The sequence below is a fragment of the Pseudomonas sp. Irchel 3A5 genome (assembly GCF_900187575.1).
Taxonomy (GTDB): Bacteria; Pseudomonadota; Gammaproteobacteria; order Pseudomonadales; family Pseudomonadaceae; genus Aquipseudomonas; species Aquipseudomonas folii.
Genome location: NZ_FYDU01000015.1, coordinates 151,917 through 176,349, shown reverse-complemented (window position 1 = coordinate 176,349; position 24,433 = coordinate 151,917). Strand labels below are relative to the sequence as shown.

21 protein-coding genes are annotated in these 24,433 nt (G+C 56.6%); 16 read left to right on the top strand and 5 right to left on the bottom strand.

From position 1 onward, the window contains the following. The 13 genes from rplR to bfr all read left to right on the top strand — a co-directional run bounded on the left by rplR (position 1) and on the right by bfr (position 8,195). Positions 1–351, top strand: coding sequence for a 50S ribosomal protein L18 (gene rplR / locus CKW31_RS23295; protein WP_027898307.1), 351 nt, complete (start codon positions 1–3; stop codon positions 349–351). Positions 352–354: 3 nt separating this feature from the next. Beyond that, positions 355–855 (top strand): 30S ribosomal protein S5, encoded by a 501-nt coding sequence (gene rpsE, locus CKW31_RS23290; RefSeq protein WP_003186035.1) that lies wholly within the window; start codon positions 355–357, stop codon positions 853–855. Between the two features lie 2 nt (positions 856–857). Further along, positions 858–1,034 carry a 50S ribosomal protein L30 gene (gene rpmD, locus CKW31_RS23285; protein ID WP_003186033.1) on the top strand — a complete coding sequence of 59 codons (177 nt, stop codon included), beginning with the start codon at positions 858–860 and terminating at the stop codon, positions 1,032–1,034. 3 nt (positions 1,035–1,037) lie between these two features. Next, positions 1,038–1,472, top strand: a complete 435-nt coding sequence (rplO, locus tag CKW31_RS23280) for a 50S ribosomal protein L15 (RefSeq protein ID WP_027898308.1) — start codon at positions 1,038–1,040, stop codon at positions 1,470–1,472. Continuing rightward, complete coding sequence (gene secY, locus CKW31_RS23275; RefSeq protein ID WP_027898309.1) at positions 1,473–2,801, top strand: preprotein translocase subunit SecY; 1,329 nt, start codon at positions 1,473–1,475, stop codon at positions 2,799–2,801. A gap of 28 nt (positions 2,802–2,829) precedes the next feature. Then, positions 2,830–2,946: a 50S ribosomal protein L36 gene (gene rpmJ / locus CKW31_RS23270; RefSeq protein WP_002555468.1), complete on the top strand. Its 117-nt coding sequence runs from the start codon at positions 2,830–2,832 to the stop codon at positions 2,944–2,946. Between the two features lie 130 nt (positions 2,947–3,076). Then, positions 3,077–3,433: a 30S ribosomal protein S13 gene (rpsM, locus tag CKW31_RS23265; protein ID WP_027898310.1), complete on the top strand. Its 357-nt coding sequence runs from the start codon at positions 3,077–3,079 to the stop codon at positions 3,431–3,433. A 30-nt stretch (positions 3,434–3,463) separates the two neighbouring features. Continuing rightward, positions 3,464–3,853, top strand: coding sequence for a 30S ribosomal protein S11 (gene rpsK / locus CKW31_RS23260; RefSeq protein WP_002555466.1), 390 nt, complete (start codon positions 3,464–3,466; stop codon positions 3,851–3,853). A gap of 18 nt (positions 3,854–3,871) precedes the next feature. Next, positions 3,872–4,492 (top strand): 30S ribosomal protein S4, encoded by a 621-nt coding sequence (rpsD, locus tag CKW31_RS23255; RefSeq protein WP_025262045.1) that lies wholly within the window; start codon positions 3,872–3,874, stop codon positions 4,490–4,492. Between the two features lie 22 nt (positions 4,493–4,514). Then, positions 4,515–5,516, top strand: coding sequence for a DNA-directed RNA polymerase subunit alpha (gene rpoA / locus CKW31_RS23250; RefSeq protein ID WP_003176403.1), 1,002 nt, complete (start codon positions 4,515–4,517; stop codon positions 5,514–5,516). A gap of 42 nt (positions 5,517–5,558) precedes the next feature. Beyond that, positions 5,559–5,945, top strand: a complete 387-nt coding sequence (rplQ, locus tag CKW31_RS23245; protein ID WP_008145500.1) for a 50S ribosomal protein L17 — start codon at positions 5,559–5,561, stop codon at positions 5,943–5,945. A 182-nt stretch (positions 5,946–6,127) separates the two neighbouring features. Next, positions 6,128–7,576 (top strand): catalase, encoded by a 1,449-nt coding sequence (locus tag CKW31_RS23240; protein ID WP_095100565.1) that lies wholly within the window; start codon positions 6,128–6,130, stop codon positions 7,574–7,576. Positions 7,577–7,730: 154 nt separating this feature from the next. Next, positions 7,731–8,195, top strand: a complete 465-nt coding sequence (gene bfr / locus CKW31_RS23235) for a bacterioferritin (protein WP_027898312.1) — start codon at positions 7,731–7,733, stop codon at positions 8,193–8,195. Between the two features lie 82 nt (positions 8,196–8,277). Here the strand turns inward: bfr and uvrA are convergent, their stop codons facing one another. After that, positions 8,278–11,112 carry an excinuclease ABC subunit UvrA gene (gene uvrA / locus CKW31_RS23230; protein ID WP_095100563.1) on the bottom strand — a complete coding sequence of 945 codons (2,835 nt, stop codon included), beginning with the start codon at positions 11,110–11,112 and terminating at the stop codon, positions 8,278–8,280. Positions 11,113–11,302: 190 nt separating this feature from the next. Between uvrA and CKW31_RS23225 the strand changes: the two genes are divergently transcribed. Both CKW31_RS23225 and CKW31_RS23220 read left to right on the top strand, forming a co-directional pair. Continuing rightward, on the top strand, positions 11,303–12,697 hold the full coding sequence (locus CKW31_RS23225; protein WP_095100561.1) for an MFS transporter: 1,395 nt from the start codon (positions 11,303–11,305) through the stop codon (positions 12,695–12,697). A 9-nt stretch (positions 12,698–12,706) separates the two neighbouring features. Continuing rightward, the gene (locus CKW31_RS23220) at positions 12,707–13,243 is read left to right on the top strand and encodes a single-stranded DNA-binding protein (RefSeq protein ID WP_027898315.1); all 537 of its coding nucleotides are present in this window, start codon (positions 12,707–12,709) and stop codon (positions 13,241–13,243) included. 214 nt (positions 13,244–13,457) lie between these two features. Here CKW31_RS23220 and CKW31_RS23215 read toward each other — a convergent pair whose 3' ends face one another. The 3 genes from CKW31_RS23215 to CKW31_RS23205 are packed head-to-tail and all read right to left on the bottom strand — an operon-like array spanning position 13,458 to position 16,956. Beyond that, positions 13,458–13,937, bottom strand: a complete 480-nt coding sequence (locus CKW31_RS23215) for a nuclear transport factor 2 family protein (protein ID WP_095100559.1) — start codon at positions 13,935–13,937, stop codon at positions 13,458–13,460. Positions 13,938–13,966: 29 nt separating this feature from the next. Continuing rightward, a complete protein-coding gene (locus CKW31_RS23210) occupies positions 13,967–14,560 on the bottom strand; it encodes a TetR/AcrR family transcriptional regulator (protein ID WP_095100557.1) in 594 nt (197 codons plus the stop codon). Positions 14,561–14,604: 44 nt separating this feature from the next. Further along, positions 14,605–16,956, bottom strand: a complete 2,352-nt coding sequence (locus CKW31_RS23205; RefSeq protein ID WP_095100555.1) for an FdhF/YdeP family oxidoreductase — start codon at positions 16,954–16,956, stop codon at positions 14,605–14,607. 230 nt (positions 16,957–17,186) lie between these two features. Here CKW31_RS23205 and CKW31_RS23200 point away from each other — a divergent pair, with 230 nt between their 5' ends. Continuing rightward, a complete protein-coding gene (locus CKW31_RS23200) occupies positions 17,187–19,325 on the top strand; it encodes a mechanosensitive ion channel family protein (RefSeq protein ID WP_371856811.1) in 2,139 nt (712 codons plus the stop codon). Between the two features lie 408 nt (positions 19,326–19,733). On the opposite strand, the gene CKW31_RS23195 is transcribed toward CKW31_RS23200, so the two are convergent. Beyond that, a complete protein-coding gene (locus CKW31_RS23195; protein WP_095100551.1) occupies positions 19,734–24,056 on the bottom strand; it encodes a DEAD/DEAH box helicase in 4,323 nt (1,440 codons plus the stop codon). Positions 24,057–24,433: the final 377 nt, after the last annotated feature.

The following is a 24,433-nucleotide window of genomic DNA, read 5'->3' as shown; positions in this document are numbered from 1 at the left end:
ATGACCGTCAAAAAAGTTACCCGACTGCGTCGCGCTCGCAAAGCACGCCTGAAAATGCACGAGCTAGAAGTCGTGCGTCTCTGCGTGCACCGCTCTTCGCAGCACATTTATGCCCAGGTCATTTCGGCCGACGGCAGCAAAGTCCTGGCGAGCGCCTCGACTTTGGACAAAGAACTGCGTGATGGTGCCACTGGCAACATCGACGCGGCCACTAAGGTTGGCCAGCTGGTTGCTGAGCGTGCGAAAGCCGCCGGTGTATCACAAGTGGCTTTCGACCGTTCTGGCTTCAAGTACCACGGCCGCGTCAAGGCGCTGGCTGATGCTGCTCGTGAAGGCGGGCTGGAGTTCTAAGTTATGTCAAATAACGACCAAAAACGCGACGAAGGCTACATTGAGAAGCTGGTTCAAGTTAACCGCGTTGCAAAGACTGTAAAAGGCGGCCGTATCTTCACTTTCACCGCGTTGACCGTGGTTGGTGATGGTAAAGGGCGTGTTGGTTTTGGCCGTGGCAAGTCACGTGAAGTGCCTGCTGCGATCCAGAAGGCGATGGAAGCTGCTCGCCGCAACATGATCCAGGTTGATCTGAATGGCACTACTCTGCAGTACGCAATGAAGTCCGCCCATGGCGCTTCGAAGGTGTACATGCAGCCTGCCTCTGAAGGTACCGGTATCATCGCTGGCGGCGCTATGCGCGCAGTGTTGGAAGTTGCTGGTGTTCAGAACGTATTGGCCAAGTGCTATGGCTCGACTAACCCTGTAAACGTGGTTCACGCCACTTTCAAGGGTTTGAAGGCTATGCAATCTCCTGAGTCTATTGCTGCCAAGCGCGGCAAAAGTGTCAAGGAGATCTTCTGATCATGGCTACCGTTAAAGTAACGCTGATCAAAAGCATGACCGGTCGCATTCCTAACCACAAACTGTGTGTTAAAGGTCTGGGTCTGCGTCGCATCGGTCACACTGTAGAAGTACTGGATACTCCTGAGAATCGCGGGATGATCAACAAGGCTTACTACATGCTGCGAGTCGAGGGTTAATCGATGAAACTCAATGATCTGAGTCCAGCGCCGGGTTCCCGTCGCGAAAAGCATCGTCCGGGCCGTGGTATCGGTAGCGGTTTGGGTAAGACTGGTGGCCGTGGCCACAAAGGTCAAACCTCCCGCTCCGGTGGCACTATTGCTCCGGGCTTTGAAGGCGGTCAACAGCCGCTGCATCGTCGCCTGCCAAAATTCGGCTTCGTTTCCCTGAAGGCCATGGATCGCGCAGAAGTGCGTTTGTCCGAGCTGGCTAAAGTGGAAGGCGACGTTGTAACTGTGCAGTCCCTGAAGGATGCCAACGTGATCAACCAAAACGTACAGCGTGTGAAAATCATGCTGTCCGGCGAAGTTAATCGCGCTGTCACCATCAAAGGTATCGCAGCCACCAAAGGTGCGCGTGCGGCTATCGAAGCAGCTGGCGGCAAGTTCGAGGAATAAATGGCTAAGCAAGGTGCTCTCTCTGCGCTCGGCAAAGGCGGTATGTCTGAACTCTGGGCTCGTCTGCGTTTTCTATTCCTGGCGATTATCGTCTACCGAATAGGCGCACACATCCCGGTTCCAGGTATTAACCCGGAGCGACTCGCAGACCTGTTTCGACAGAATGAGGGGACCATTCTTAGCTTGTTCAACATGTTTTCCGGCGGTGCGCTGGAGCGGATGAGTATTTTTGCACTGGGGATCATGCCGTACATTTCGGCATCGATTATCATGCAATTGATGACCGCCGTCAGCCCACAGCTGGAGCAGTTGAAGAAGGAAGGGGAAGCTGGCCGTCGCAAGATCAGCCAGTACACCCGCTACGGCACCGTTGTCCTGGCCTTGGTTCAAGCTATCGGCATGTCCGTTGGCCTGGCAGGTCAGGGCGTCGCGTTCTCTGCAGACATAGGCTTCCACTTCGTTGCTGTCACCACCTTTGTGGCTGGTGCGATGTTCATGATGTGGCTAGGCGAGCAGATTACCGAGCGCGGTGTTGGTAACGGTATCTCGATGTTGATCTTCGCAGGTATCGTCGCCGGTCTTCCGAGAGCGATTGGGCAGTCTTTCGAGTCTGCACGCATGGGTGACATCAATATCTTCGCCCTGGTTGCTATCGGTTTGCTGGCAGTAGCGATTATCGGTTTCGTGGTGTTCATTGAGCGTGGTCAGCGTCGTATTGCTGTTCACTACGCCAAGCGTCAGCAGGGCCGTAAGGTTTTTGCTGCGCAGACTAGCCACTTGCCGCTGAAAGTGAATATGGCTGGCGTTATTCCAGCTATTTTCGCGAGCAGCATTTTGCTGTTTCCGGCGTCGTTGGGTGCCTGGTTTGGTCAGTCTGAAGGTATGGGCTGGTTGCAGGACATCTCGCAGTCGATCGCTCCTGGTCAGCCGTTGAATATTCTGCTGTTTAGTGCAGGGATTATTTTCTTCTGCTTCTTCTATACGGCGTTGATGTTCAATCCGAAAGACGTAGCGGAAAACCTGAAGAAGTCCGGTGCCTTTATTCCGGGTATCCGTCCAGGTGAGCAGTCTGCGCGCTATATTGATGGCGTTCTGACCCGCTTGACCATGTTCGGTGCTCTATATATGACGGCCGTCTGCTTGTTGCCCCAGTTCCTGGTGGTTGCAGCAAACGTACCGTTCTACCTTGGCGGGACCTCGTTGCTGATCGTGGTAGTGGTTGTGATGGACTTCATGTCCCAAGTACAATCGCACCTCGTTTCGCACCAGTACGAATCCCTGATGAAGAAAGCCAACCTGAAGGGCTACGGCAGCGGCATGTTGCGCTGATGTACCCATAAGGTTCGAGGAGCTGGTAATGAAAGTTCGTGCATCGGTGAAAAAGCTGTGCCGCAACTGCAAGATTATTCGCCGCGAAGGTGTTGTTCGAGTAATTTGCAGCGCGGAACCACGTCACAAACAGCGCCAAGGCTGAGTGTGATCTGTGCTTAAGCCCAGCAGCTAGTGCGCTGCTGGGTTGATTATTTGTTATTACAGCGATATTATCTCGCGCCCTATTTCTTGGCTTCCGGGGCGTAGGTAGCTGTCAATTGGAGTCCCACTGAATGGCCCGTATTGCAGGCGTTAACATTCCAGATAACAAGCATACTGTTATCTCGCTGACCTACATCTATGGTGTTGGTCGCACCACTGCACATAAAATCTGTGCAACCACTGGGGTTAACCCAGCGGCAAAGATCAAAGATCTGAGCGACGAGCAGATTGAACTACTGCGTGGCGAAGTGGCGAAGTTCACCACTGAAGGTGACCTGCGTCGCGAAATCAACATGAAAATCAAGCGCTTGATGGACTTGGGCTGCTACCGCGGTCTGCGCCATCGTCGTGGTCTTCCAGTACGCGGTCAGCGTACCAAGACTAACGCGCGTACTCGCAAAGGTCCGCGTAAGCCGATCCGCAAGTAATCGCATTAGCGCAACGACAGGAATTTAGTCATGGCAAAACCTGCTGCTCGTCCTCGTAAAAAAGTTAAAAAGACGGTGGTTGATGGCATCGCCCACATCCACGCTTCTTTTAACAACACAATCGTCACCATCACCGATCGTCAAGGTAACGCGCTGTCCTGGGCTACCTCCGGCGGTTCGGGTTTCCGCGGTTCTCGCAAGTCCACGCCGTTCGCTGCTCAAGTAGCTGCTGAACGTGCTGGTCAAGCTGCGCTGGAATATGGTCTGAAGAACCTCGACGTTAACGTCAAAGGTCCAGGTCCAGGTCGTGAGTCTGCTGTCCGTGCATTGAACGGCTGTGGCTATAAGATCGCCAGCATCACCGACGTGACGCCAATCCCGCACAACGGGTGCCGTCCGCCGAAGAAGCGCCGCGTGTAATCCAGGAGACTGTAGAAAATGGCTCGTTACATTGGTCCAAAATGCAAGCTTGCTCGTCGTGAAGGCACCGATCTCTTTCTGAAGAGCGGCGTTCGCGCGATCGAATCCAAGTGCAACATCGAAGCAGCTCCAGGTATCCACGGCCAGCGCCGTGGCCGTCAGTCCGACTACGGCACCCAGCTGCGTGAGAAACAAAAAGTTCGTCGTATCTATGGCGTACTCGAGCGTCAATTCAGCGGTTACTACAAAGAAGCTGCCGGCAAGAAAGGCGCTACTGGTGAGAACCTGCTGCAACTGCTCGAATGCCGTCTGGATAACGTTGTATACCGTATGGGCTTCGGCTCGACTCGTGCTGAATCCCGTCAATTGGTTTCGCACAAGTCGATCAGCGTGAACGGCAAAACCGTTAACGTTCCGTCGTATCAGGTTCGTGCCGGTGACGTGGTTGCTATCCGCGAGAAAGCCAAGAACCAACTGCGCATCGTCCAGGCTCTCGATCTGTGTGCCCAACGTGGCCGCGTAGAATGGGTAGAAGTAGACACTGAGAAGAAATCGGGCGTTTTCAAGAACGTTCCAGCTCGCAGTGATCTGTCCGCCGACATCAACGAAAGCCTGATTGTCGAGCTCTACTCCAAGTAAGGGCTAGAAAATAGGTGCATCCATGCAGATTTCGGTAAATGAGTTCCTGACACCCCGCCACATTGATGTGCAGGTTGTCAGTCCAACCCGCGCCAAGATTACTCTCGAGCCTCTCGAGCGTGGTTTTGGCCATACCCTGGGCAACGCGCTGCGCCGCATCCTGTTGTCCTCCATGCCCGGCTGTGCAGTAGTCGAGGCCGAGATTGACGGTGTACTCCATGAGTACAGCGCCATCGAAGGTGTACAGGAAGATGTCATTGAAATCCTGTTGAACCTTAAAGGTCTGGCTATCAAGCTGCACGGTCGAGACGAAGTTACGCTGACCTTGTCGAAGAAGGGTTCGGGGGTGGTTACCGCTGCCGATATTCAGCTGGATCATGATGTCGAGATCGTTAACCCCGATCACGTAATCGCTAACCTGGCGTCTAACGGCGCCTTGAACATGAAGCTCACCGTAGCTCGTGGTCGTGGTTATGAACCGGCAGACTCGCGTCAGAGCGATGAAGATGAAAGCCGCAGCATTGGTCGCTTGCAGCTTGATTCTTCGTTCAGCCCGGTTCGCCGTATCGCATACGTGGTGGAAAACGCCCGTGTCGAGCAGCGTACTAACCTGGACAAGCTGGTTATTGATCTGGAAACCAACGGTACTCTGGATCCTGAAGAGGCTATCCGCCGCGCTGCAACCATTCTGCAACAGCAGTTGGCTGCGTTCGTCGACCTCAAAGGTGACAGTGAGCCAGTGGTAATCGAACAGGAAGACGAGATCGATCCGATCCTGCTCCGTCCGGTTGACGATTTGGAACTGACTGTACGTTCGGCCAACTGCCTCAAGGCGGAGAACATTTACTACATCGGCGACCTGATTCAGCGCACCGAAGTAGAACTGTTGAAGACTCCAAACCTTGGCAAGAAGTCCTTGACTGAGATCAAAGACGTCCTGGCCTCCCGTGGTCTGTCCCTCGGCATGCGCCTCGACAACTGGCCGCCGGCAAGTCTTAAGAAGGACGACAAGGCGACTGCCTGATCGTCGTAATCACCGAACGTTGTGTTTGGTAAGGAATGAACCATGCGTCATCGTAAAAGTGGTCGTCACCTGAGCCGGACTAGCTCCCACCGTAAGGCCATGTTCCAAAACATGGCGGTGTCGCTGTTCGAGCACGAGCTGATCAAAACTACATTGCCGAAAGCTAAAGAACTGCGTCGCGTTGCTGAGCCGCTGATCACTTTGGCTAAAACAGACAGTCTGGCTAACCGCCGTCTGGCTTTCGACCGTACTCGTTCGAAAGCAATCGTTGGTAAGCTGTTCAACGATCTGGGCAAGCGTTATGCAACCCGCGAGGGTGGCTATCTGCGCATCCTGAAGTGCGGTTTCCGCACTGGCGACAACGCGCCAATGGCGTATGTCGAGCTGGTTGATCGTCCTGCTGGCGGCGAAGCTGTATCCGCTGAGTAAGACGTCAGTCTGAAACAAAAAACCGGGCCTAGTGCCCGGTTTTTTGTTTTCAGAAATGGACAACCTATTATTAGCTTTCGCTATTGGTTGCAAAGATTTAATAAGCTTTGTTGTGTTAGAGGATTGGACAATAATCCCTCCCATGCCGATTAGCCGGTCGTTTATGCCAGAGGAAATTGTTAATGAGCCAGCCCAAGACTCTCACCACCGCCAGCGGCGCACCTGTAGCTGATAACCAGAATTCCCGCTCTGCCGGTCCTCGTGGACCGTTGCTGCTTGATGATTTTCATCTGATCGAGAAGCTTGCCCATTTCAACCGTGAAAACATCCCTGAGCGTCGAGTACATGCGAAAGGTTCGGGCGCTCACGGTACTTTCACTGTCAGCCGCGACATCACTCAATACACCAGCGCTAACCTGTTCAATACAGTGGGTAAGCAAACTCCAATTTTCCTGCGCTTCTCCACTGTCGGTGGCGAACGTGGTTCGGCAGACACTGAGCGCGATCCACGCGGTTTCGCGCTTAAGTTCTACACAGAGGAAGGCAACTGGGACATCGTGGGTAATAACACGCCGGTGTTTTTCATCCGTGACCCACTGAAGTTCCCGGACTTCATTCACACTCAGAAACGCCAGCCGCAGACCAACCTGAAAAATGCCCAGATGATGTGGGACTTCTGGTCTCATTCGCCTGAGGCGTTGCACCAGGTCACGATCCTGTTTTCGGATCGCGGTATTCCGGATGGTTATCGTCACATGCACGGCTTCGGTAGCCACACCTACAGCCTGATCAGCGCTGCTGGTGAGCGTCACTGGGTCAAATGGCACTATAAGACCCAGCAAGGCATCAAGAACCTGACCCCTGCGGATGCTGCACGTATCGCCGGAGCCGATCCGGATTACGCTCAGCGCGACTTGTTCACCGCCATTGAAAAAGGCGATTTCCCGAAGTGGACCGTTTGCATTCAGTTGATGACCGAAGCTCAGGCTGCAGCTCATCACGAAAACCCTTTCGACGTGACCAAAACGTGGTCGCAGAAAGAGTATCCGTTGATCGAGGTCGGAGAGATTGAGCTCAATCGCAACCCGCTCAACTATTTTGCCGAAGTTGAACAGGCGGCTTTCGGGCCGAGCAACATGGTCCCTGGTGTAGGCCTGTCTCCGGATCGCATGCTGCAGGGTCGCGTTTTCGCGTACGCTGATGCGCATCGCTACCGAGTAGGTACCAATCACCAGCACTTGCCAATCAACGCGCCCAGAAATCCGGTTCACAGCTACCAGCGTGATGGTGCGATGGCTTTCGGCACCAACGGTGGCTCAGGGCCTAACTACGAGCCTAACAGCTACTCAGACGCACCGAAGCAGGCTCCGCACTATGCTGAGCCATCTCTGGCCCTGAGCGGCGCAGCTGACCGTTATGATCATCGTGAAGATGGCGATTATTACAGTCAGGCGGGCAAGTTGTTCAACCTGATGAGTGCCGATCAGAAGGCACTGCTGATTAACAATATTGCAGGCACGATGGCGGATGTTTCCAACGATGTAGTGCAGCGCCAGTTGCAGCATTTCTACAAGGCTGATGCCGCTTACGGCGAGGGCATTGCGAAAGCATTGGGCGTATCGCTTATGTAAGTCTAAGTGATAAACGGAACCGCCCTCATTTGGGCGGTTTTTCGTATCTGATCACCGATTTTTCACTGCTTTTTGTCGATTTTTATCACTTGGGACAGTGACCTGAGCGAGCGGTTGGTTCAGACTATGCACTTTCAGGCAGGAGACGTGGGCGATGCTAGGCCACCCGGAAGTAATCGATTATCTCAATACGCTGCTGGTGGGCGAATTGGCAGCGCGTGACCAATATTTCGTTCATTCGCGTATGTACGAAGACTGGGGCTTCACCAAGCTCTATGAGCGTATCAATCACGAGATGGAAGAAGAGGCACAGCACGCCGATGCCCTGATGCGTCGTATCTTGATGCTCGAAGGTACTCCGCGCATGCGCCCGGACGATCTCGATGTCGGTACTACAGTGCCTGAGATGTTCGCTGCGGACCTGCGTCTCGAATACAAAGTCCGTGCTGCGCTGTGCAAGGGAATTGAGCTCTGCGAGCTGCACAAGGATTACGTAACGCGCGAAATCCTCCGTGTTCAGTTGAACGATACCGAAGAAGATCACACCTACTGGCTCGAAAAGCAGCTGGGTCTGATCAAGACCATCGGCCTGGAAAACTACCTGCAATCGCAATTCTGATTCTGTAGACAATACAAGCCGCATAAAAAAGCCCCTGCACTTTACGTGACAGGGGCTTTTTGATTCTAGCGGTTGGACAATGTCAGGCTTTGTCTCTGAGCAGCAGAGGCTTGAGGTAGTGGCCTGTGTAGGATTGCTCCATTTCAGACACTTGCTCCGGCGTACCCACGGCAATGATCTGTCCGCCTTTGGAACCGCCTTCCGGACCAAGGTCCACAAGCCAGTCGGCAGTCTTGATCACGTCAAGGTTGTGCTCAATGACCACAACGGTATTACCGTGGTCACGCAGACGATGCAGGACGTCCAGCAGTTGTTGGATATCTGCGAAGTGCAGGCCTGTGGTCGGCTCATCGAGGATATACAGCGTTTTGCCGGTATCGCGCTTGGACAGCTCGCGGGACAGCTTCACCCGTTGAGCTTCGCCGCCAGACAACGTAGTCGCAGACTGACCCAGCTTGATATATGAAAGGCCTACATCCATCAAAGTCTGGAGCTTACGCGCCAGGGCTGGAACCGCGTCGAAGAACTCGCGTGCTTCTTCGATGGTCATTTCCAGCACTTCGTGGATGCTCTTGCCCTTGTATTTGATCTCAAGGGTTTCGCGGTTGTAGCGCTTGCTCTTGCACACATCGCACGGCACGTAGATATCCGGCAGGAAGTGCATCTCAACCTTGATCAGGCCATCGCCTTGACATGCCTCGCAGCGACCGCCTTTGACGTTGAAAGAGAAGCGCCCTGGACCGTATCCACGGGAGCGCGATTCAGGCACCCCGGAGAACAGCTCGCGGATCGGCGTGAACAGACCGGTGTAAGTTGCCGGGTTGGAGCGAGGCGTACGGCCAATCGGGCTTTGATCGATGTCGACAACCTTGTCCAGGTGTTCCAGACCTTTGATGCTGTCGTGGGTCGCAGCTTCCAGCGTCGTCGCGCCGTTCAGGGCGGTCGCGCTGAGCGGGAACAGCGTGTTGTTGATCAGCGTCGATTTTCCCGAGCCTGAAACACCGGTCACGCAGGTCAGCAAGCCAATGGGGATTTCCAGATCGACGTTACGCAAGTTGTTGCCGCGGGCACCCTTGAGGGTCAGTGACAGCTTCTTGTTACGCGGCGTACGTTTGGCCGGCACTGCGATCTTCACCCGGCCGGAAAGATACTTGCCGGTGAGTGAGTCGGGGTGCGACATGACCTCATCCGGCGTCCCCTCGGCAACGATGTGCCCGCCGTGCACGCCAGCGCCCGGGCCGATATCGACCACGTAGTCTGCGAGGCGAATCGCGTCTTCGTCGTGCTCGACCACGATCACCGTGTTGCCGATGTCACGCAGGTGCTTGAGGGTGCCTAGCAACCGGTCATTGTCTCGCTGGTGCAGGCCAATCGAGGGTTCGTCGAGGATGTACATGACACCGACGAGCCCCGCACCAATCTGGCTGGCTAACCGGATACGCTGCGCTTCACCGCCCGAGAGCGTGTCAGCGCTGCGATCCAGCGTCAGGTAATCAAGACCAACGTTGACGAGGAACTCGAGACGCTCGCGAATCTCCTTAAGGATCTTGTCAGCGATTTCACCACGACGTCCTGTCAGCTTCAGCTCACCGAAATAGTCGGTTGCATCGCCGATTGGCATGTTCGTAACGGCAGGCAGCGTCTTTTCGCCAACCCATACGTGACGCGCCTCGCGACGCAGGCGTGTACCGCGGCAATCCGGGCAAGGCTGCGTGCCCAGAAACTTGGCTAGTTCTTCGCGCACAGTCGCTGATTCGGTCTCCCGATAGCGACGTTCTAGGTTGGGTACGATGCCTTCGAATGGATGGGCACGTTTGACGATGTCACCGCGATCGTTCAAATAGCGAAAGTCGACATTCTGCGAGCCGCTGCCATTAAGCAGGGTTTTCTGAATGTCACCTGGCAGTTCCTTGAACGGTACTTCCAGACTGAAATCGTAGTGCTTGGCCAGCGAGCCAAGCATCTGGAAGTAATACACGTTTCGCCTGTCCCAGCCGCGTATGGCGCCTTCAGCCAGGGTTAGCTCTGCGTTTACCAGACGCTTGATATCGAAAAACTGCTTAACGCCCAGGCCGTCGCACGTCGGACATGCACCAGCCGGGTTGTTGAAGGAAAACAGTTTGGGTTCCAGCTCGCTGATGGCGTGGCCGCAGACTGGACAGGCGAAGCGGGCAGAAAAAATCATCTCTTCGCCGGGTTCGTCATCCATTGGCGCAACCCAAGCTATACCGTCAGCCAGTTTCAGTGCGGTCTCAAAAGATTCCGCCAAACGCTGTTGCAGATCGGCACGCACCTTGAAGCGGTCGACAACCACATCAATGGAATGCTTCTTCTGTTTATCCAGCTTTGGCAGCTCATCGAGTTCGCACAAACGGCCATCTACCCGAGCGCGGACGAAGCCTTGTGCGCGCAGCTCTTCGAACACTGACAAGTGCTCGCCCTTGCGCTCACGAATCACCGGGGCCAGCAGCATCAATTTGCTGCCCTCAGGTTGCGCCATCACCAGGTCAACCATCTGGCTGACGGTTTGCGCTTCCAGCGGAATGTCGTGATCCGGGCAACGAGGCTGACCAACGCGTGCATAAAGCAGACGCAGGTAGTCGTAGATCTCGGTGATAGTGCCCACGGTTGAGCGCGGGTTGTGGGATGTCGATTTTTGCTCGATGGAAATTGCTGGCGACAAACCTTCGATGGTGTCGACGTCCGGCTTTTCCATCATGGAAAGGAACTGCCGGGCATATGCGGACAGGGATTCGACATAGCGCCGTTGCCCTTCGGCGTACAGGGTGTCGAATGCCAGCGATGATTTGCCAGAACCGGAAAGCCCGGTAATGACGATCAGCTTGTCGCGTGGCAGGGTCAGGTCAATGTTCTTCAGGTTGTGGGTTCGAGCCCCACGAATCAGGATCTTGTCCAAAATGGCCTCGCACGGCGGGCGTCGAAAACGTAGGAGTATACGGAAAAACACTGGATGGATGCACACTATCTGGATAGCTGTCTTAGCCGTAAATGAAGACTGTGTCATCTAGGCGTGTCATAGCGTCGCGATATACCCCGTCAATCGATGGGACTGGTAGAATCGCCGCCGGTTCACACGAGGTTTTTCCATGCACGATCCCCACAGCGAGAGAATGAGCGGCGGCGAGACCCGCGCAGCAGGCGGTCTTGCGCTGGTATTTGCGTTTCGCATGCTCGGCATGTTCATGGTGCTGCCCGTGCTTGCGACCTATGGCATGGACCTGGCGGGAGCGAGCCCGGCGTTGATCGGGCTGGCAATCGGTGCCTATGGCCTGACCCAGGCGTTCCTGCAAATTCCTTTCGGGATTATTTCCGACCGTATCGGACGGCGTCCTGTTATCTATTTTGGTTTGATCATTTTTGCCTTGGGCAGCGTCCTGGCAGCCAGCGCGGATTCGATCTGGGGCATCATCGCCGGACGCATCCTGCAGGGGGCCGGTGCTATCTCCGCCGCGGTCATGGCTTTGCTCTCGGACCTGACCCGGGAGCAGCATCGCACCAAGGCAATGGCCATGATTGGCATGACCATTGGCCTGTCCTTTGCGATTGCGATGGTCGTAGGGCCGATCCTGACCAGCGCCTTTGGCTTGTCCGGCCTGTTCCTCGCGACCGGTGCGATGGCCTTGGTGGGGATTTTCATTGTCGCGTTCGTGGTGCCGAAAAATACCGTCACCTTGCAGCACCGGGAATCGGGAGTAGCACGTCAGGCGTTAGGGCCGACCTTGCGTCATCCTGATCTTCTTCGACTGGATTTGGGTATCTTCGTGTTGCACGCGATGCTCATGTCAAGCTTTGTGGCCTTGCCGCTGGCGCTGGTGACAAAAGCCGGTTTGCCCAAGGAAGAGCACTGGTGGGTCTATCTCACGGCGCTGTTGATTTCATTTTTCGCAATGATCCCATTCATTATTTATGGTGAGAAAAAGCGTCAGATGAAGCGTGTGCTCATCGGCGCGGTCGCCGTATTGATGCTCACTGAACTATTCTTCTGGGAGTTTGGGAACACGTTACGAGCACTGGTCATCGGGACAGTGGTATTCTTCATCGCGTTCAACCTGCTGGAAGCGTCTTTGCCGTCATTGATCAGCAAAGTCTCACCGGCTGGCGGAAAAGGTACGGCGATGGGGGTTTATTCCACCAGCCAGTTCCTTGGCTCGGCCGCAGGTGGGATACTCGGCGGCTGGTTGTTCCAGCATGGCGGGCTCGACGTGGTGTTCCTTGGTGGTGCTGCGATGGCCGCCATCTGGCTAGCGGTTGCAGTGACCATGCGTGAACCGCCTTACGTGACGAGCCTGCGTCTGCCCTTGTCGCCTGAAGCCCTGCGTGATGCGGGCCTGGTAGACAGACTCAAGGCCGTGGAAGGCGTAACGGATGCAGTGGTGGTTGCCGAAGAGGCAGCCATCTATATCAAATTGGATACAAAACTATTGGATCGCGCGTCTCTGGAACGGATGGTCAACCCATCGACCCAAGCGTGCGAAGCCTAGGAGAACGTTATGGCCCGTGGGGTTAACAAAGTTATATTGGTCGGCACATGCGGCCAGGATCCCGAAGTTCGCTACCTGCCTAACGGTAATGCCGTGACCAACCTGAGTCTGGCAACCAGCGAACAGTGGACTGACAAACAGACCGGCCAGAAAGTCGAAAAGACCGAATGGCACCGTGTGTCGATGTTCGGCAAAGTCGCCGAAATCGCTGGCGAATACCTGCGCAAGGGTTCCCAGGTCTACATCGAAGGCAAGCTGCAGACCCGCGAGTGGGAAAAAGACGGTATCAAGCGTTACACGACTGAAATCGTCGTCGACATGCAGGGCACCATGCAACTGCTGGGCGGCCGTCCACAAAACGACGGCGCTCCTCAGGGGCAAGGTGGCGGCAATTATCAGAACTCCGCTCCACGTCCTCAGCAGTCGCGTCCGCAACAGTCCGCGCCACAGCAGCAGCCGCAACGCGAATCCCGTCCGGCTCCACAGCAACAAGCGCCACAGCCGGCCGCCGATTTCGACAGCTTCGATGACGATATTCCTTTCTAGCCAACTCGCTTCATCCGGCTAAACGAAAAAGCCCGCAGCGTTCATTCGCTGCGGGCTTTTGTTGGGCGTGCGTATGACAGATTGCACCTTGTAGGAGCTGCCGAAGGCTGCGATTGCGGTGTCTCAGCATGACGGCTTCGCAGCCTTCGGCACCTCCTACACGTCCAATGTTTGCGGAGAGTCAGCGCGGTGCCATGGGCAACGGAGCTTTCTGTTACAACCCCAATTCAGACAACCCCGGATGATCATCCGGACGGCGACCCAGCGGCCAGTGGAACTTGCGCTCCGACTCTTTGATCGGCATGTCGTTGATGCAGGCAAAGCGGTTGGCCATCAGGCCGTTTGCGTCGAACTCCCAGTTTTCGTTGCCATATGAGCGGAACCAGTTGCCCGAGTCATCGTGCCATTCGTAGGCGTAGCGCACGGCGATACGATTGTCGGTGAAGGCCCACAATTCTTTGATCAACCGGTAGTCCAGTTCCTTTTTCCATTTGCGAGTCAGGAAGGCTTTGGCCTCGTCACGGTTAGTCGCGAATTCGGTGCGGTTGCGCCATTTGGTGTCCAGTGTGTAGGCCAATGCGACTTTCTCTGGATCGCGGCCATTCCAGCCATCCTCGGCCAGACGAACTTTCTGGATTGCAGACTCCCGAGTAAAGGGCGGCAAAGGCGGGCGGGTTTCAGTGCTGGATGACATGGCAAAACCTCTGGGCGAGCAGTGGATGATCAGTTTGCAGGGGGAGCAGAATTTTTCAGGGCAGACTTGAGGAGTACTTGCGCCATGTCGCGGGCGCTGTCGGCAGCACTGTGGTCGCCCATCACCAGGGCGAGGGTGATGGCGCCGTCGATCAGGATCAGCAGTTGTTTGGCCAGCGCTTCGGGCTGCTCGATGTTCAATTGCTGGGCCAGCTCCAGCGCGTAGTCAAAAAGCTTCTGCTTGTGAGCTTTTGCTAACTGTCGGATCGGATCTTCAGCATCGCCGATCTCACCTGCCGTATTGATAAATGCACAGCCACGAAAGCCTTCCGATTCAAACCAGCCTTTGAGCACGGTGAACATTTCGAGAATGCGCGCTTCAGGGCTCGTGGCCTTATCGGTCTCAGTACGAAACCAGTTCATCCAGCGAACGTCGCGTGCGCTCAATGCGTTCACGGCTACGTCTTCTTTGGTGGCGTAATATCGGTAGATGCTTTTGCGTGCCACGCCGGAAGTACGCACGAGCAAGTCCATGCCCATGGCATGAATTCCGTTGGTGTAGATCAGTTGCTCGGCGGTTTGCAGGATTTTGTCCTGCACAGCTGTAGTCGATGTCTTGTTCATGATTAGAGGGTAGAACGATCGTTCTACCCTGTCAATCGTATTGCTTAAACCACCTGATCCGTTTTCGGGATCGCCCGTTTGCGTTGTGCAGAGTCTGGCTCTGCGCGGCTAAGGGTGATTGGAATAGATTTGGCGGCGGGCACCTTGCTACGTTCCGCGTAGTGCCAAAGCGGCACTAACGGATTACATTCCGGGTAATACGCCGCGCTGCAGCCTTCGGGAATGTCGTAAGCGATGATTTGCATTGGCCCGGCTTCTCGCGGTGTTTCCGGTTCCACCGCTGTTTTTAGCAACACCCAGTCACCTGCGGTGAAGCCGAGCCGCACGATGTCGTTACGATTCATGAAGATCACCGAGCGTGTACCGCTGACCCCCCGAAAGCGATCTTCATAGCCGTAGATCGTGGTGTTGAATTGGTCGTTGCTGCGTAGCGTCATCAGTTGCAGAACATCACGGCTATCAGATCCCGGGCTGACGTCACTGTCTTCATCAAGGGACTGTGGAGTGATGAAATGGGCACGCCCGCTCTCGGTTTTCCATTCACGCTGAATGGCCGGGATCGGTTTGTGAAAACCACCGGTTTGCCACATCCGGGTTTCCATATCATGGAAAATTTCCGGGTACACCGTCGCGATGGCTTGGCGAATCTGCCTGTAGTCACTGCGCCAGGCATTCCAGTCTATGTGCTCGGTTCCTGTCAGTGTCGCTTCCGCCAGGCCAGCAATGATCGAGGTTTCGGCGCGCAATTGTTCTCCGACCGGTTCGTTGGTGCCTTTCCATCCATGAATGCAACCGGTACTGTCTTCGGTGCTATAGCTTTGTTCGTGACCGTTCTGGCGGTCGATTTCAATCTTGCCCAGGCACGGCAGCAGCCAGCTGTTTTTCGCCGTAACCAGATGGGTGCGGTTGAGCTTGGTGGCAATTTGTACGCTCAGTTGCAGATTTTTCCAGGCAGGTTCCATGCGTGAGGTATCGGGAATCGCCCGAAGAAAATTACCGCCCAGACCAATGAAGCCGCTCACGGTGCCATCAAGGATGCCTTCACAGGTTTCCACGGTCGCACGCCCTTTGTTTTTCGGAACCTGAAACCCGAACAACGTCTCAATTTTATCCACAGGCACCTTGCCAGGGTCTTCAGTGATGCCGACGGTACGCTGACCTTGCACGTTGGAATGACCCCGCACCGGGCAGATACCCGCACCGGGCTTGCCGATGTTACCGCGCAGCATCAGCAGATTGACCAGCATCTGTACGGCTTCAACCCCTTTACGGTGTTGCGTGATCCCCATGCCGTAAACAATTATTGCCCGTTCGCTGGCGGCATAGACTGTCGCCGCCGCCTCCATGGCTCCACGAGTGAGCCCCGAGCGTTCCGTCAGGGTGTCCCATTCGCAATTACGTACCGCATTAACAAAGTCGGCGAAGCCTTCGGTATGTTGGCCGATGAACGCTTGATCAATCACTGGCGGCTTGCCTTTGATGAGTGCGGCCTTGTCGATTTCCAGCAATGCCTTCGCTATGCCCATGACGGCTGCAATGTCACCGCCTATCGCTACCTGATGGTATTGGGTGCTGATGACTGTCGAATCCGGACCGAGCATCTGGAGTGGTGATTGAGGATTGACGAAGCGTTCCAGTCCTCTTTCCCGGATGGGATTGAACGTGATGATTGGCACATTTCGACTGCGTGCTTCTTGCAGATCATGGAGCATGCGCGGGCTGTTGCTGCCTACATTCTGCCCAAAGAAAAAGATGCAATCTGTCTGCTTGAAGTCCTCAAGCGTAACAGTGCCTACGGGGACGCCAATGCTTTCCTGCAAGCCCACCGATGTGCTTTCGTGGCACATGTTGGAGCTGTCTGGCAGGTTGTTTGTCCCGTAAGCTCTGGCGAATATCTGGTAGATGAAGGAGGTCTCAAGGGAGGCACGCCCTGAGGCATAAAACGCGACGCTGTCCGGTTCCAGTTGTTTCAGTTGAGCGCCTATCTCGCGGTAAGCCTGCTCCCAGGTGGTTTCACGGTAACGGTCAGTTTCGGGGTCATAGCGCATCGGGTGGGTCAGGCGGCCATGCTGCTCGAGGTCGTAGTCGGGCAGTTGCAGAAGCTCTGTGACTGAGTGGCGGGCAAAGAAATCAGGGCCGGTTTTCAGCGAGGTTAATTCCCAGGCTGTGGCTTTCGCTCCGTTTTCGCAGAACTCCAGTGCGTGGGGTTTGCCGGGTTTGGCCCACGCACAGCTGACACAGGCAAAGCCGCCTGGCTTGTTTTGCCGGGTCAGCGCACCCGCCGCCTTGAGTAGTGTCTGTTCACGCCAGAGAATACGCATGACCGATATGGCGGAGCCCCAACCTCCAGCTGCCATTTTGTAGGGTTTGTAGCGTGTCCGGGGATGGATGAGCATCAGGGTATTCCTCTTGCCGAACAGCCGCGCTGAACGTCTTATGCAACTCTGACGTGGGGGCCTGTGGAAGGTTCGCTGTGCTTTCTCCAGTGGTTGTCATGGGATTGACGGGCGAAAACCGAACTTGTCCGCCGTATATGAATCAGTTCCTATTGCCTGATAAAGAGAGCCCTGATCATCAAGGAGTGCCCCGCGTTTTGTTGAATTTCAAGTCCATCGTCCTGCTCTGCATGCTGCTCGTTGCCGGCAGCTTCAATTTGCAGGCTGCCGAGCAAGCGGCTGCCGCTCCCGCTGCTTCGGCAGACGCAGCACCGGATACGCCCGAAACGCCTGCTGCGCCTGAAATCCTCGTGCAGGGCGGCCTGCTTGGTGTGATCAGTTCCAGCATCGATGATGTACAGGAAACCCTTTCACTGGACGGCCGCCTGCTCGACAGCTGGCGTCTTCGTGCTGACCGTGCAGCCGATGAACTGGACAAGCTGGTCAACAAGCCGACCTCGCGTTCCAAATGGGGCGTTGTGGGCGACTTCCTGATGCTCTCGGTGGTGTGGATCGGCGCTTTCGCCGCGTTGACCACCCTCGGCAGTTTCGTTGCCATGCGTCTCAGCCGCCGCCCGTTTTTCCAGGTGCGTGAACGCAGTCAGGCGTTGCTTGGCTATGTATTGCCCTACACCTTGCCCGCGTTGATCAGCTTGCCGCTGACGCTATATGCCAGCCACTTCCTGACGGCCTCCGTGGGGCGGGCGCTGGCGCTGTGTCTGGCTTACTCCACCAGTAGCGGCATCGTCTCCACGTCAGTGCTGTTGTGCGTGATCGTCATGTTCAACTACGGGCACAAGCGTGCCGCAGTACGAATGATTCGCCGCTTCAGCCCCAAGCCGCTGTTCGTCATCGGTTTCATGGCGGCCCTCAGTGACGCCTTGACCAGTCCGCAGATCGCTCGCCAGATTGGCAACAACGTCACTACCAGCGTTGCGGTGTTTACCGGGCTGTTTGCATCAGTCGTGTTCTGCATGTTGGTGATCAAGGTGCGTCGTCCTATCGCGCATCTGATACGCAACCGCTCGCTAAGCAGCCGCTTGGCCCGACCGGCGCTACAAGAATCCCTGAAGGTGTTCTCGAACCTGTGGTATCTGCCGATTCTGCTGATGATTCTGGTGTCCGCAGTGAATCTCATCGGTGCAGGCGAAGACAGTCAGAAGGCTTTACGTTGCGCGTTGTTCACGACGGTATTGCTGATTGCCACAGTATTCTTGAGTACGGTTTTTCAGCATCTGTTCAAGCCCACGACCGTTGAAGGGCGTGGTGGGCATATCTATAAAGCTCGGTTGCTGAATCTGGCCCATGGGCTGGCCCGAATTGTTCTGGCGGTCGCGTTCATTGAAATCCTCGGCCAGATCTGGGGCTTTTCGCTGTTCGAGTTTGCCCAGAGCAACAGCCTGGGACGAGCCATCGGTGAGTCGCTGAGCAGCATTGGTCTGATCTTCATGGTCACCTGGATGCTGTGGGTGGTGCTCGACACAGCTATTCAGGAAGCACTGAAAACTCCGATCAATCATCGGTCGTCTCGTCAGCCGAGTACGCGAATCAAGACGATTCTGCCGCTGTTGCGTAACGCGATAAAAATCATTCTGGTGGTGATCTGCGCCATCACCACCATGGCCAACCTGGGCATTAACGTTGCGCCGCTGTTAGCGGGTGCGGGTGTGGTCGGTCTGGCGATTGGTTTTGGCTCTCAGCAATTGGTGCAGGACGTTATTACCGGTCTGTTCATCATCATTGAGGACACCTTTTCCATTGGCGATTGGGTGGTGCTCAGCACGGGGCACTCGGGCACGGTTGAAAGCCTGACCATTCGCACCGTGCGTCTTCGTGACGGCAAAGGCTTTGTGCATTCGGTGCCGTTCGGCCAGATCAAGGCGGTGACGAACCAGTCCCGACAATTTGCTTACGCGTTCTTCTCCGTGCAGTTCACCTACGATTCCGACATCGACAGTGCGCTGTCACTGATTCGTGAAGCTGGCCAGTCGATTAGCGAAGACATCCTGCTCAAGAGCAATCTGCAAGGGCCGCTGGAAGTCTTCGGTGTGGATCGCATGGACCTCAACGGCGTGGTGCTCACTGCTCAGTTCCGGACATCTTCAGGCGGGCAGTACAGCGTGGGCCGGGCGTTCAACGAACGATTGAAAAAGCTTGTGGATAAATCCGATGACGTCCGTTTCGCACAAACTTATCCACAGACGGTCATCAGCCCGAGTGCTGGGCATGTACAGCAGCTTTCTGTCGACAGAGATGCGCAACCGGCGTCGGGCAAAGGCAACGTGGTGAACGTCGACGGGTCGGAGAGCCCGCCGGTCAAACCCGGCTAGGCTCTGACTTGTGGGAGATTCTATGTTTGCCTGCAATCAGACGCGGGACCGGCTTTAGCCGGGAAGGCGGTATTTCTGCAGATAAAGATTCAGCGCCTGTCCCGGCCTCTTCCCGGCTGAAGCCGGTCCCACGTGATCAGTGATTTCTGTGAGGGCTTGCTCGCGATTGGGGCCCCGCAGAGGACCAGTCTGACGAGTCAACCTTCATCGCGGGCAAGCCCGGCTCCCACAGTTCCGCGCTCTCTCGTAGGACCGGCTTTAGCCGGAAGGACGTCAGTACATCCGCTAAAAATCCATCGCCAGAAATACTGCTCTCCCGGCTAAAGCCGGTCCTACAAGGTCAATAGCGCATGAGCAAGCTTGCAGGCCAACATAGAATCTCCCACAGGGCGTCGGTGCTTTTCAAAGTCAGCGCAACAGCCTGTCCCGCACCTGCGCCATCGCTTCCTGATCCAGCTCCAGCCAATACTGGGGTTTACCCGCAATAACTGCCGCAGCCGGAATACCATCGCGATACACCAGCCGATTACCCACCAGCGCCGGGACTTTGCTGCCCGGCAACAGCGTGCCTGGCAAATTCAGCGGATCAACCGCGCTCAGGCTGATCAGGCTGCCATCCAGTGGTCGCTTGCGAATTTCCCGCAGCACCGGAATCGCTTCAGGCAGTGCGAATTGCTCGCCCGCCAGGCCACTCACGAAGCGCCCGCCGCGGATTTCACCGCGAGCTTCGAGCCTATGAAAGGTGCGCAGCAATTCCCGCCAGCTTGGCAGCCAGTCGGCTTCGCGCTCAAGTAGACGCCAGAACACCACACCATAGCGGCGCAGCAGTGTCATCGCGACGTGCTCCAGGACTTGCGGGTCTACAGGCTGCGGGCGCTTGTTGGCGACAGCGGCGGGGCGCGTCGAACGTTTCAGTAACGCCCAACGCCCGGCATCGTCCATGCCGCCAATAAACGCCCCGCGATTACGTCGGTTGGTGTGAGCAGAGCGCTTACTGGCGGGAGTGATCAAGGCACGGAGCCCGGCAAAGCTGTCGGCATTCACCAGCCCGGCAGCCACCAGCTCTTGCAGTGCGATTTCAAGCTCCGCGCGCAACAAATGCGCTTCGGTCACCAGTTCATCAAAAAACATCGCGCCGTGTTGGGTCAGCGCCGCATGTACTTTCTGTGCCTTGGGCGATAACTCGTCGGGCTCCGGTTGTTCGGTCAGACCGCTCCATAAACTGACCTGGCCACGGGGCAGCAGCACTATCGGTGTGCTGCGTAATGCCACCGCGCCGGTTTTACTGCGGGTGGCCAGTCGGGTCCAGACCACCTTGCCCGAGCGGCAGATTTCATCGAGCCAGACTGACGAGTAATCCTTGATCCGGGCCGACAGCAAGTCGCTGTCCCAAGCCCCGGCGGCGGCGCTGAAGCCCTCAAGTTGACTGATGATTTCCGGCAGCGCCGCTCGGCCCTGACTGCGAGTGGCTGTGGATAAATGCTGCCAGTCGAAGAGAAATCGCATGAAGTCCTGCAAGGACACCGGTTCGATTTCCCGGCGCAGTCGCTTGACGGTGTAGCGATGAATCCTCGCCAGCAAATGCCGTTCGCACCACTGGTCCTCAGTGGCACCGGGGCTGAAGCGCCCGCGCAGCACATAACCCTCGCTCTCCAGCCGTGCCAGCGCCTGAGCCACGCTGCTGGCGCTCAACGCCAGCGGCTCGGCGATGTCCCGCGTTGGCATCGGGCCAAAGCCGCTCAAGCGGGCGCGCACTACTTCAACGATTGCATCATCGGTTTCCCAGACATCATCGAAGCCGGGCAGGGCGCTAAGCGGTGGATGCATGTGTGCCTGCGGATAAATCGCCTGTATGCAAGTCAGGCGCTCCAAAGGCACCCACAGCATCTGATCGGCACCGACCTCGAAACGCGTGGCGCGTCCTGAGCGGGCCAGTGATTCCAGCCATTTCAGCCACTCTTCATTTGCCCCAGCCTCCGTGTTGCTTACGCAACTCAGACTCATCAGCGCTTCATGCATTTCGTCGATGTTCTGCGGTTGAGGCCAGGCTTCCTCGTTGACTGCCGCGATGGCGTCGGCATCCAGCGCGCCGAGATCGTCTGACGACTGCGGATCACTCCAGCGCCGGTTGAGCACGGCTTGAGTACGACGCTCCTCCAATGGGGCGTCGTCGAGAAAGGCGTAAGGCCGCGCGTTGAGAATTTCGGCGGCCAGCGGTGACGGTGCAGGCAGGTCGCGGGCAATCAGCCGGACCTCACCCTTTTCCATGCGCCGCAGAAGATTGAGCCAGCCTTCAGCGTCCATCGCTTCGTGCAGGCAATCGTCGAGGGTTTGCTCCACCAAAGGATGATTCGGCACTTCGCGTTCGCCGACGATATTTTCCAGGCAGGCGATCTGATCGGGGAACACCGTCGCGATCAGGTCTTCGCTTTTCATGCGCTGCAACTGCGGCGCGACTTTACGTCCACCGGTGTAACGGGGCAGCGCTAGCGCAGTTCCGGCATTCCAGCGCCAGCGCACGCCGAACAGCGGCGCATCCAGCACCGCCTGAATTAGCAGATGTTCAGCTGTGTTGGCGTTGAGATATCGCCAGACTTCATCCAGCTCAAAGCTATGGCTGGTGGAAAGCGACAGCACAATTGCATCTTCACTGGCGGCGGCTTGCAGCTCGAAATTGAACGTGCGGCAGAAGCGTTTGCGCAACGCCAGGCCCCAGGCTCGATTCAGGCGGCTGCCGAACGGCGTGTGTATGATCAGCTGAGTGCCGCCGGACTCGTCGAAAAACCGCTCCATGATCAACGTGTCTTGCGACGGCAGTGCAGTCAACACCGAGCGAGTTCGCGCCAGATAATCTACCAATTGTTCGGCACTCGCCAGGTTCAGCCCCAGAGTGTCGATCAGCCAGTCAGTACACGGCTGCAGATCACCGGGGTGGGCGCTTAACAGTTCGTCAATCTGACCTTGCAAGCGTGCCACAGCAAACGACAACTCATCGCTTCTGCCGGGCGCTTCGCCCATCCAGAATGGGATATTGGGCGGCTGGCCCTGAGCGTCTTCAACGCGTACGCGGCCGCTCTCGATGCGCAGGATGCGGTACGACGTGTTGCCCAACTGGAAGATGTCTCCGGCGATGCTCTCGACCGCGAAGTCTTCGTTGACGGTGCCAATGTTCAGCGCCTGCGGCTCAAGAATCACACTGTAGTCGGCGTTGTCCGGGATCGTACCGCCGCTTGTGACGGCGGTCAGTTTGCTGCCTCGTCGACCCCGTAAGGTGCGCGTCATGGCATCGCGATGCAGGTAGGCGCCGCGCACACCCTGACTTCCGCTGTAGCCTTCGGCCAACATACCCAGCAGTGCCTGGTAGTGGTCGGCGTCCAGCCCGGTGTAGGGCGAAGCTTGACGAAACATGTCCAGCAGCGCGTCTTCGTGCCACTCCTGCAAGCTGACTTCAGCGACGATTTGTTGTGCGAGCACGTCCAGCGGCGCTTTGGGGATCTGCAAAATGTCCAGCTCGCCACGGCGCACGCAGTCCAGCAGCGCGGCGCATTCGATGAGGTCGTCGCGGGACGTCGCAAACAACCGACCTTTGGGCGTGCCACCAACGTGGTGCCCGGAGCGCCCGACCCGCTGCAGAAAGGCGGAGATGGAGCGCGGCGAAGCGATCTGACAGACCAGATCCACATCGCCGATATCGATGCCCAGCTCCAGAGACGCGGTCGCGATCAGCACCTGCAAATCGCCGCGCTTGAGACGCTGCTCGGCATCGAGCCGTTGCTCCTTGGCGAGGCTACCATGGTGCGCCGCCACAGCTTCTCTGCTCAGGCGATCACTCAAGTGTCGCGCCATGCGTTCAGCCATGCGCCGAGTGTTGACGAAGATCAGCGTGGTCCGGTGCTCCCGCGCCAACTCGGCAAGGCGGTCGTAGACCAGCTCCCACACATCATTGGACATGACCGGCCCCAAGGGCACAGGCGGCACCTCGATCCCCAGATCCCGCGGCCGTGCATGGCCGATATCGACAATGGCGCACGGACGCCTGACCGGGTCAGCACCCACCAGAAAGCGCGACACTGATTCGATAGGTTTTTGCGTCGCCGATAAACCGATGCGCAGTAACGGCTCGCTGCACAGCGCTTGCAGTCGTTCCAGTGTCAGCGCCAGGTGGCTGCCGCGCTTGCTGGCGGCGATAGCGTGGATCTCGTCGACAATTACCGTCCGTGTGCTGGCGAGCATGCGTCTGCCAGAGTCGGAGCCGAGCAATACGTAAAGCGATTCGGGCGTGGTCACCAGAATGTGCGGCGCAGTCTTGCGCATGGCGGCGCGTTCTTTCTGCGGCGTATCGCCGGTTCGTACCGCAGTGCTGATACGCAGCGGCGGCAGATTCATGCGCTGCAATTGTTCAGTAATGCCTGCCAGCGGGTTTTGCAGATTGATCTGAATGTCGTTGGACAGCGCCTTGAGCGGCGAGACGTAAACCACGAAAGTCTGGTCGGGTAATTCGCCGCCGTGTTCAAGGCCTTTATGCACGAGATCATCGAGCACAGCCAGAAACGCCGTCAGGGTCTTCCCTGAGCCGGTGGGCGCGGCAATCAGCGTCGAGCGCCGGGCCTTGATCAACGGCCACGCCTGCGCCTGAGCGGGCGTCACCGCAGGGAAGGTACTGCGAAACCAGGCACTGACCGCCGGATGAAAACCGTCGAGCGCCGGGTCGGGAATAAGCAGGAAGTTCATGGGCAAATTAATGAGGGTGGCAAGGGGAAGATGCAAGCGCCTTTGATCGGTGGCATTCCGACTTTCCCTCGATAAGGCTAGCTTATTAGGCGCCGCGTTATCGTTTATCGCGAGCAAGCTCGGCTCCCACAGGATCACTGATGGCGTGGGACCGGCTTTAGCCGGGAAGAGGCCGGGACAGACGCTGAATATTCATCGGTAGAAATACCGCTTTCCCGGCTAAAGCCGGTCCCACGTCGTTTCGGACACACATGGAGTCTCCACATAGATCGCAGTCCTCGCCCTATTGGATTAGGTGTTAATCCTGTGCCTGCATGCAGGGCAGAAAAATCCCACAGCCCTCAACGGTTGGGGGTTAAGCGCCGACGTGATATGTT

Excerpts from the sequence above, each read along its gene's own strand:
- rplR (WP_027898307.1), top strand. The coding sequence starts at position 1 with ATGACCGTCAAAAAAGTTACCCGACTGCGTCGCGCTCGCAAAGCACGC.
- rpsE (WP_003186035.1), top strand. The coding sequence starts at position 355 with ATGTCAAATAACGACCAAAAACGCGACGAAGGCTACATTGAGAAGCTG.
- rpmD (WP_003186033.1), top strand. The coding sequence starts at position 858 with ATGGCTACCGTTAAAGTAACGCTGATCAAAAGCATGACCGGTCGCATT.
- rplO (WP_027898308.1), top strand. The coding sequence starts at position 1,038 with ATGAAACTCAATGATCTGAGTCCAGCGCCGGGTTCCCGTCGCGAAAAG.
- secY (WP_027898309.1), top strand. The coding sequence starts at position 1,473 with ATGGCTAAGCAAGGTGCTCTCTCTGCGCTCGGCAAAGGCGGTATGTCT.
- rpmJ (WP_002555468.1), top strand. The coding sequence starts at position 2,830 with ATGAAAGTTCGTGCATCGGTGAAAAAGCTGTGCCGCAACTGCAAGATT.
- rpsM (WP_027898310.1), top strand. The coding sequence starts at position 3,077 with ATGGCCCGTATTGCAGGCGTTAACATTCCAGATAACAAGCATACTGTT.
- rpsK (WP_002555466.1), top strand. The coding sequence starts at position 3,464 with ATGGCAAAACCTGCTGCTCGTCCTCGTAAAAAAGTTAAAAAGACGGTG.
- rpsD (WP_025262045.1), top strand. The coding sequence starts at position 3,872 with ATGGCTCGTTACATTGGTCCAAAATGCAAGCTTGCTCGTCGTGAAGGC.
- rpoA (WP_003176403.1), top strand. The coding sequence starts at position 4,515 with ATGCAGATTTCGGTAAATGAGTTCCTGACACCCCGCCACATTGATGTG.
- rplQ (WP_008145500.1), top strand. The coding sequence starts at position 5,559 with ATGCGTCATCGTAAAAGTGGTCGTCACCTGAGCCGGACTAGCTCCCAC.
- CKW31_RS23240 (WP_095100565.1), top strand. The coding sequence starts at position 6,128 with ATGAGCCAGCCCAAGACTCTCACCACCGCCAGCGGCGCACCTGTAGCT.
- bfr (WP_027898312.1), top strand. The coding sequence starts at position 7,731 with ATGCTAGGCCACCCGGAAGTAATCGATTATCTCAATACGCTGCTGGTG.
- CKW31_RS23225 (WP_095100561.1), top strand. The coding sequence starts at position 11,303 with ATGCACGATCCCCACAGCGAGAGAATGAGCGGCGGCGAGACCCGCGCA.
- CKW31_RS23220 (WP_027898315.1), top strand. The coding sequence starts at position 12,707 with ATGGCCCGTGGGGTTAACAAAGTTATATTGGTCGGCACATGCGGCCAG.
- CKW31_RS23215 (WP_095100559.1), bottom strand. The coding sequence starts at position 13,937 with ATGTCATCCAGCACTGAAACCCGCCCGCCTTTGCCGCCCTTTACTCGG.
- CKW31_RS23210 (WP_095100557.1), bottom strand. The coding sequence starts at position 14,560 with ATGAACAAGACATCGACTACAGCTGTGCAGGACAAAATCCTGCAAACC.
- CKW31_RS23205 (WP_095100555.1), bottom strand. The coding sequence starts at position 16,956 with ATGCTCATCCATCCCCGGACACGCTACAAACCCTACAAAATGGCAGCT.
- CKW31_RS23200 (WP_371856811.1), top strand. The coding sequence starts at position 17,187 with ATGCTGCTCGTTGCCGGCAGCTTCAATTTGCAGGCTGCCGAGCAAGCG.
- CKW31_RS23195 (WP_095100551.1), bottom strand. The coding sequence starts at position 24,056 with ATGAACTTCCTGCTTATTCCCGACCCGGCGCTCGACGGTTTTCATCCG.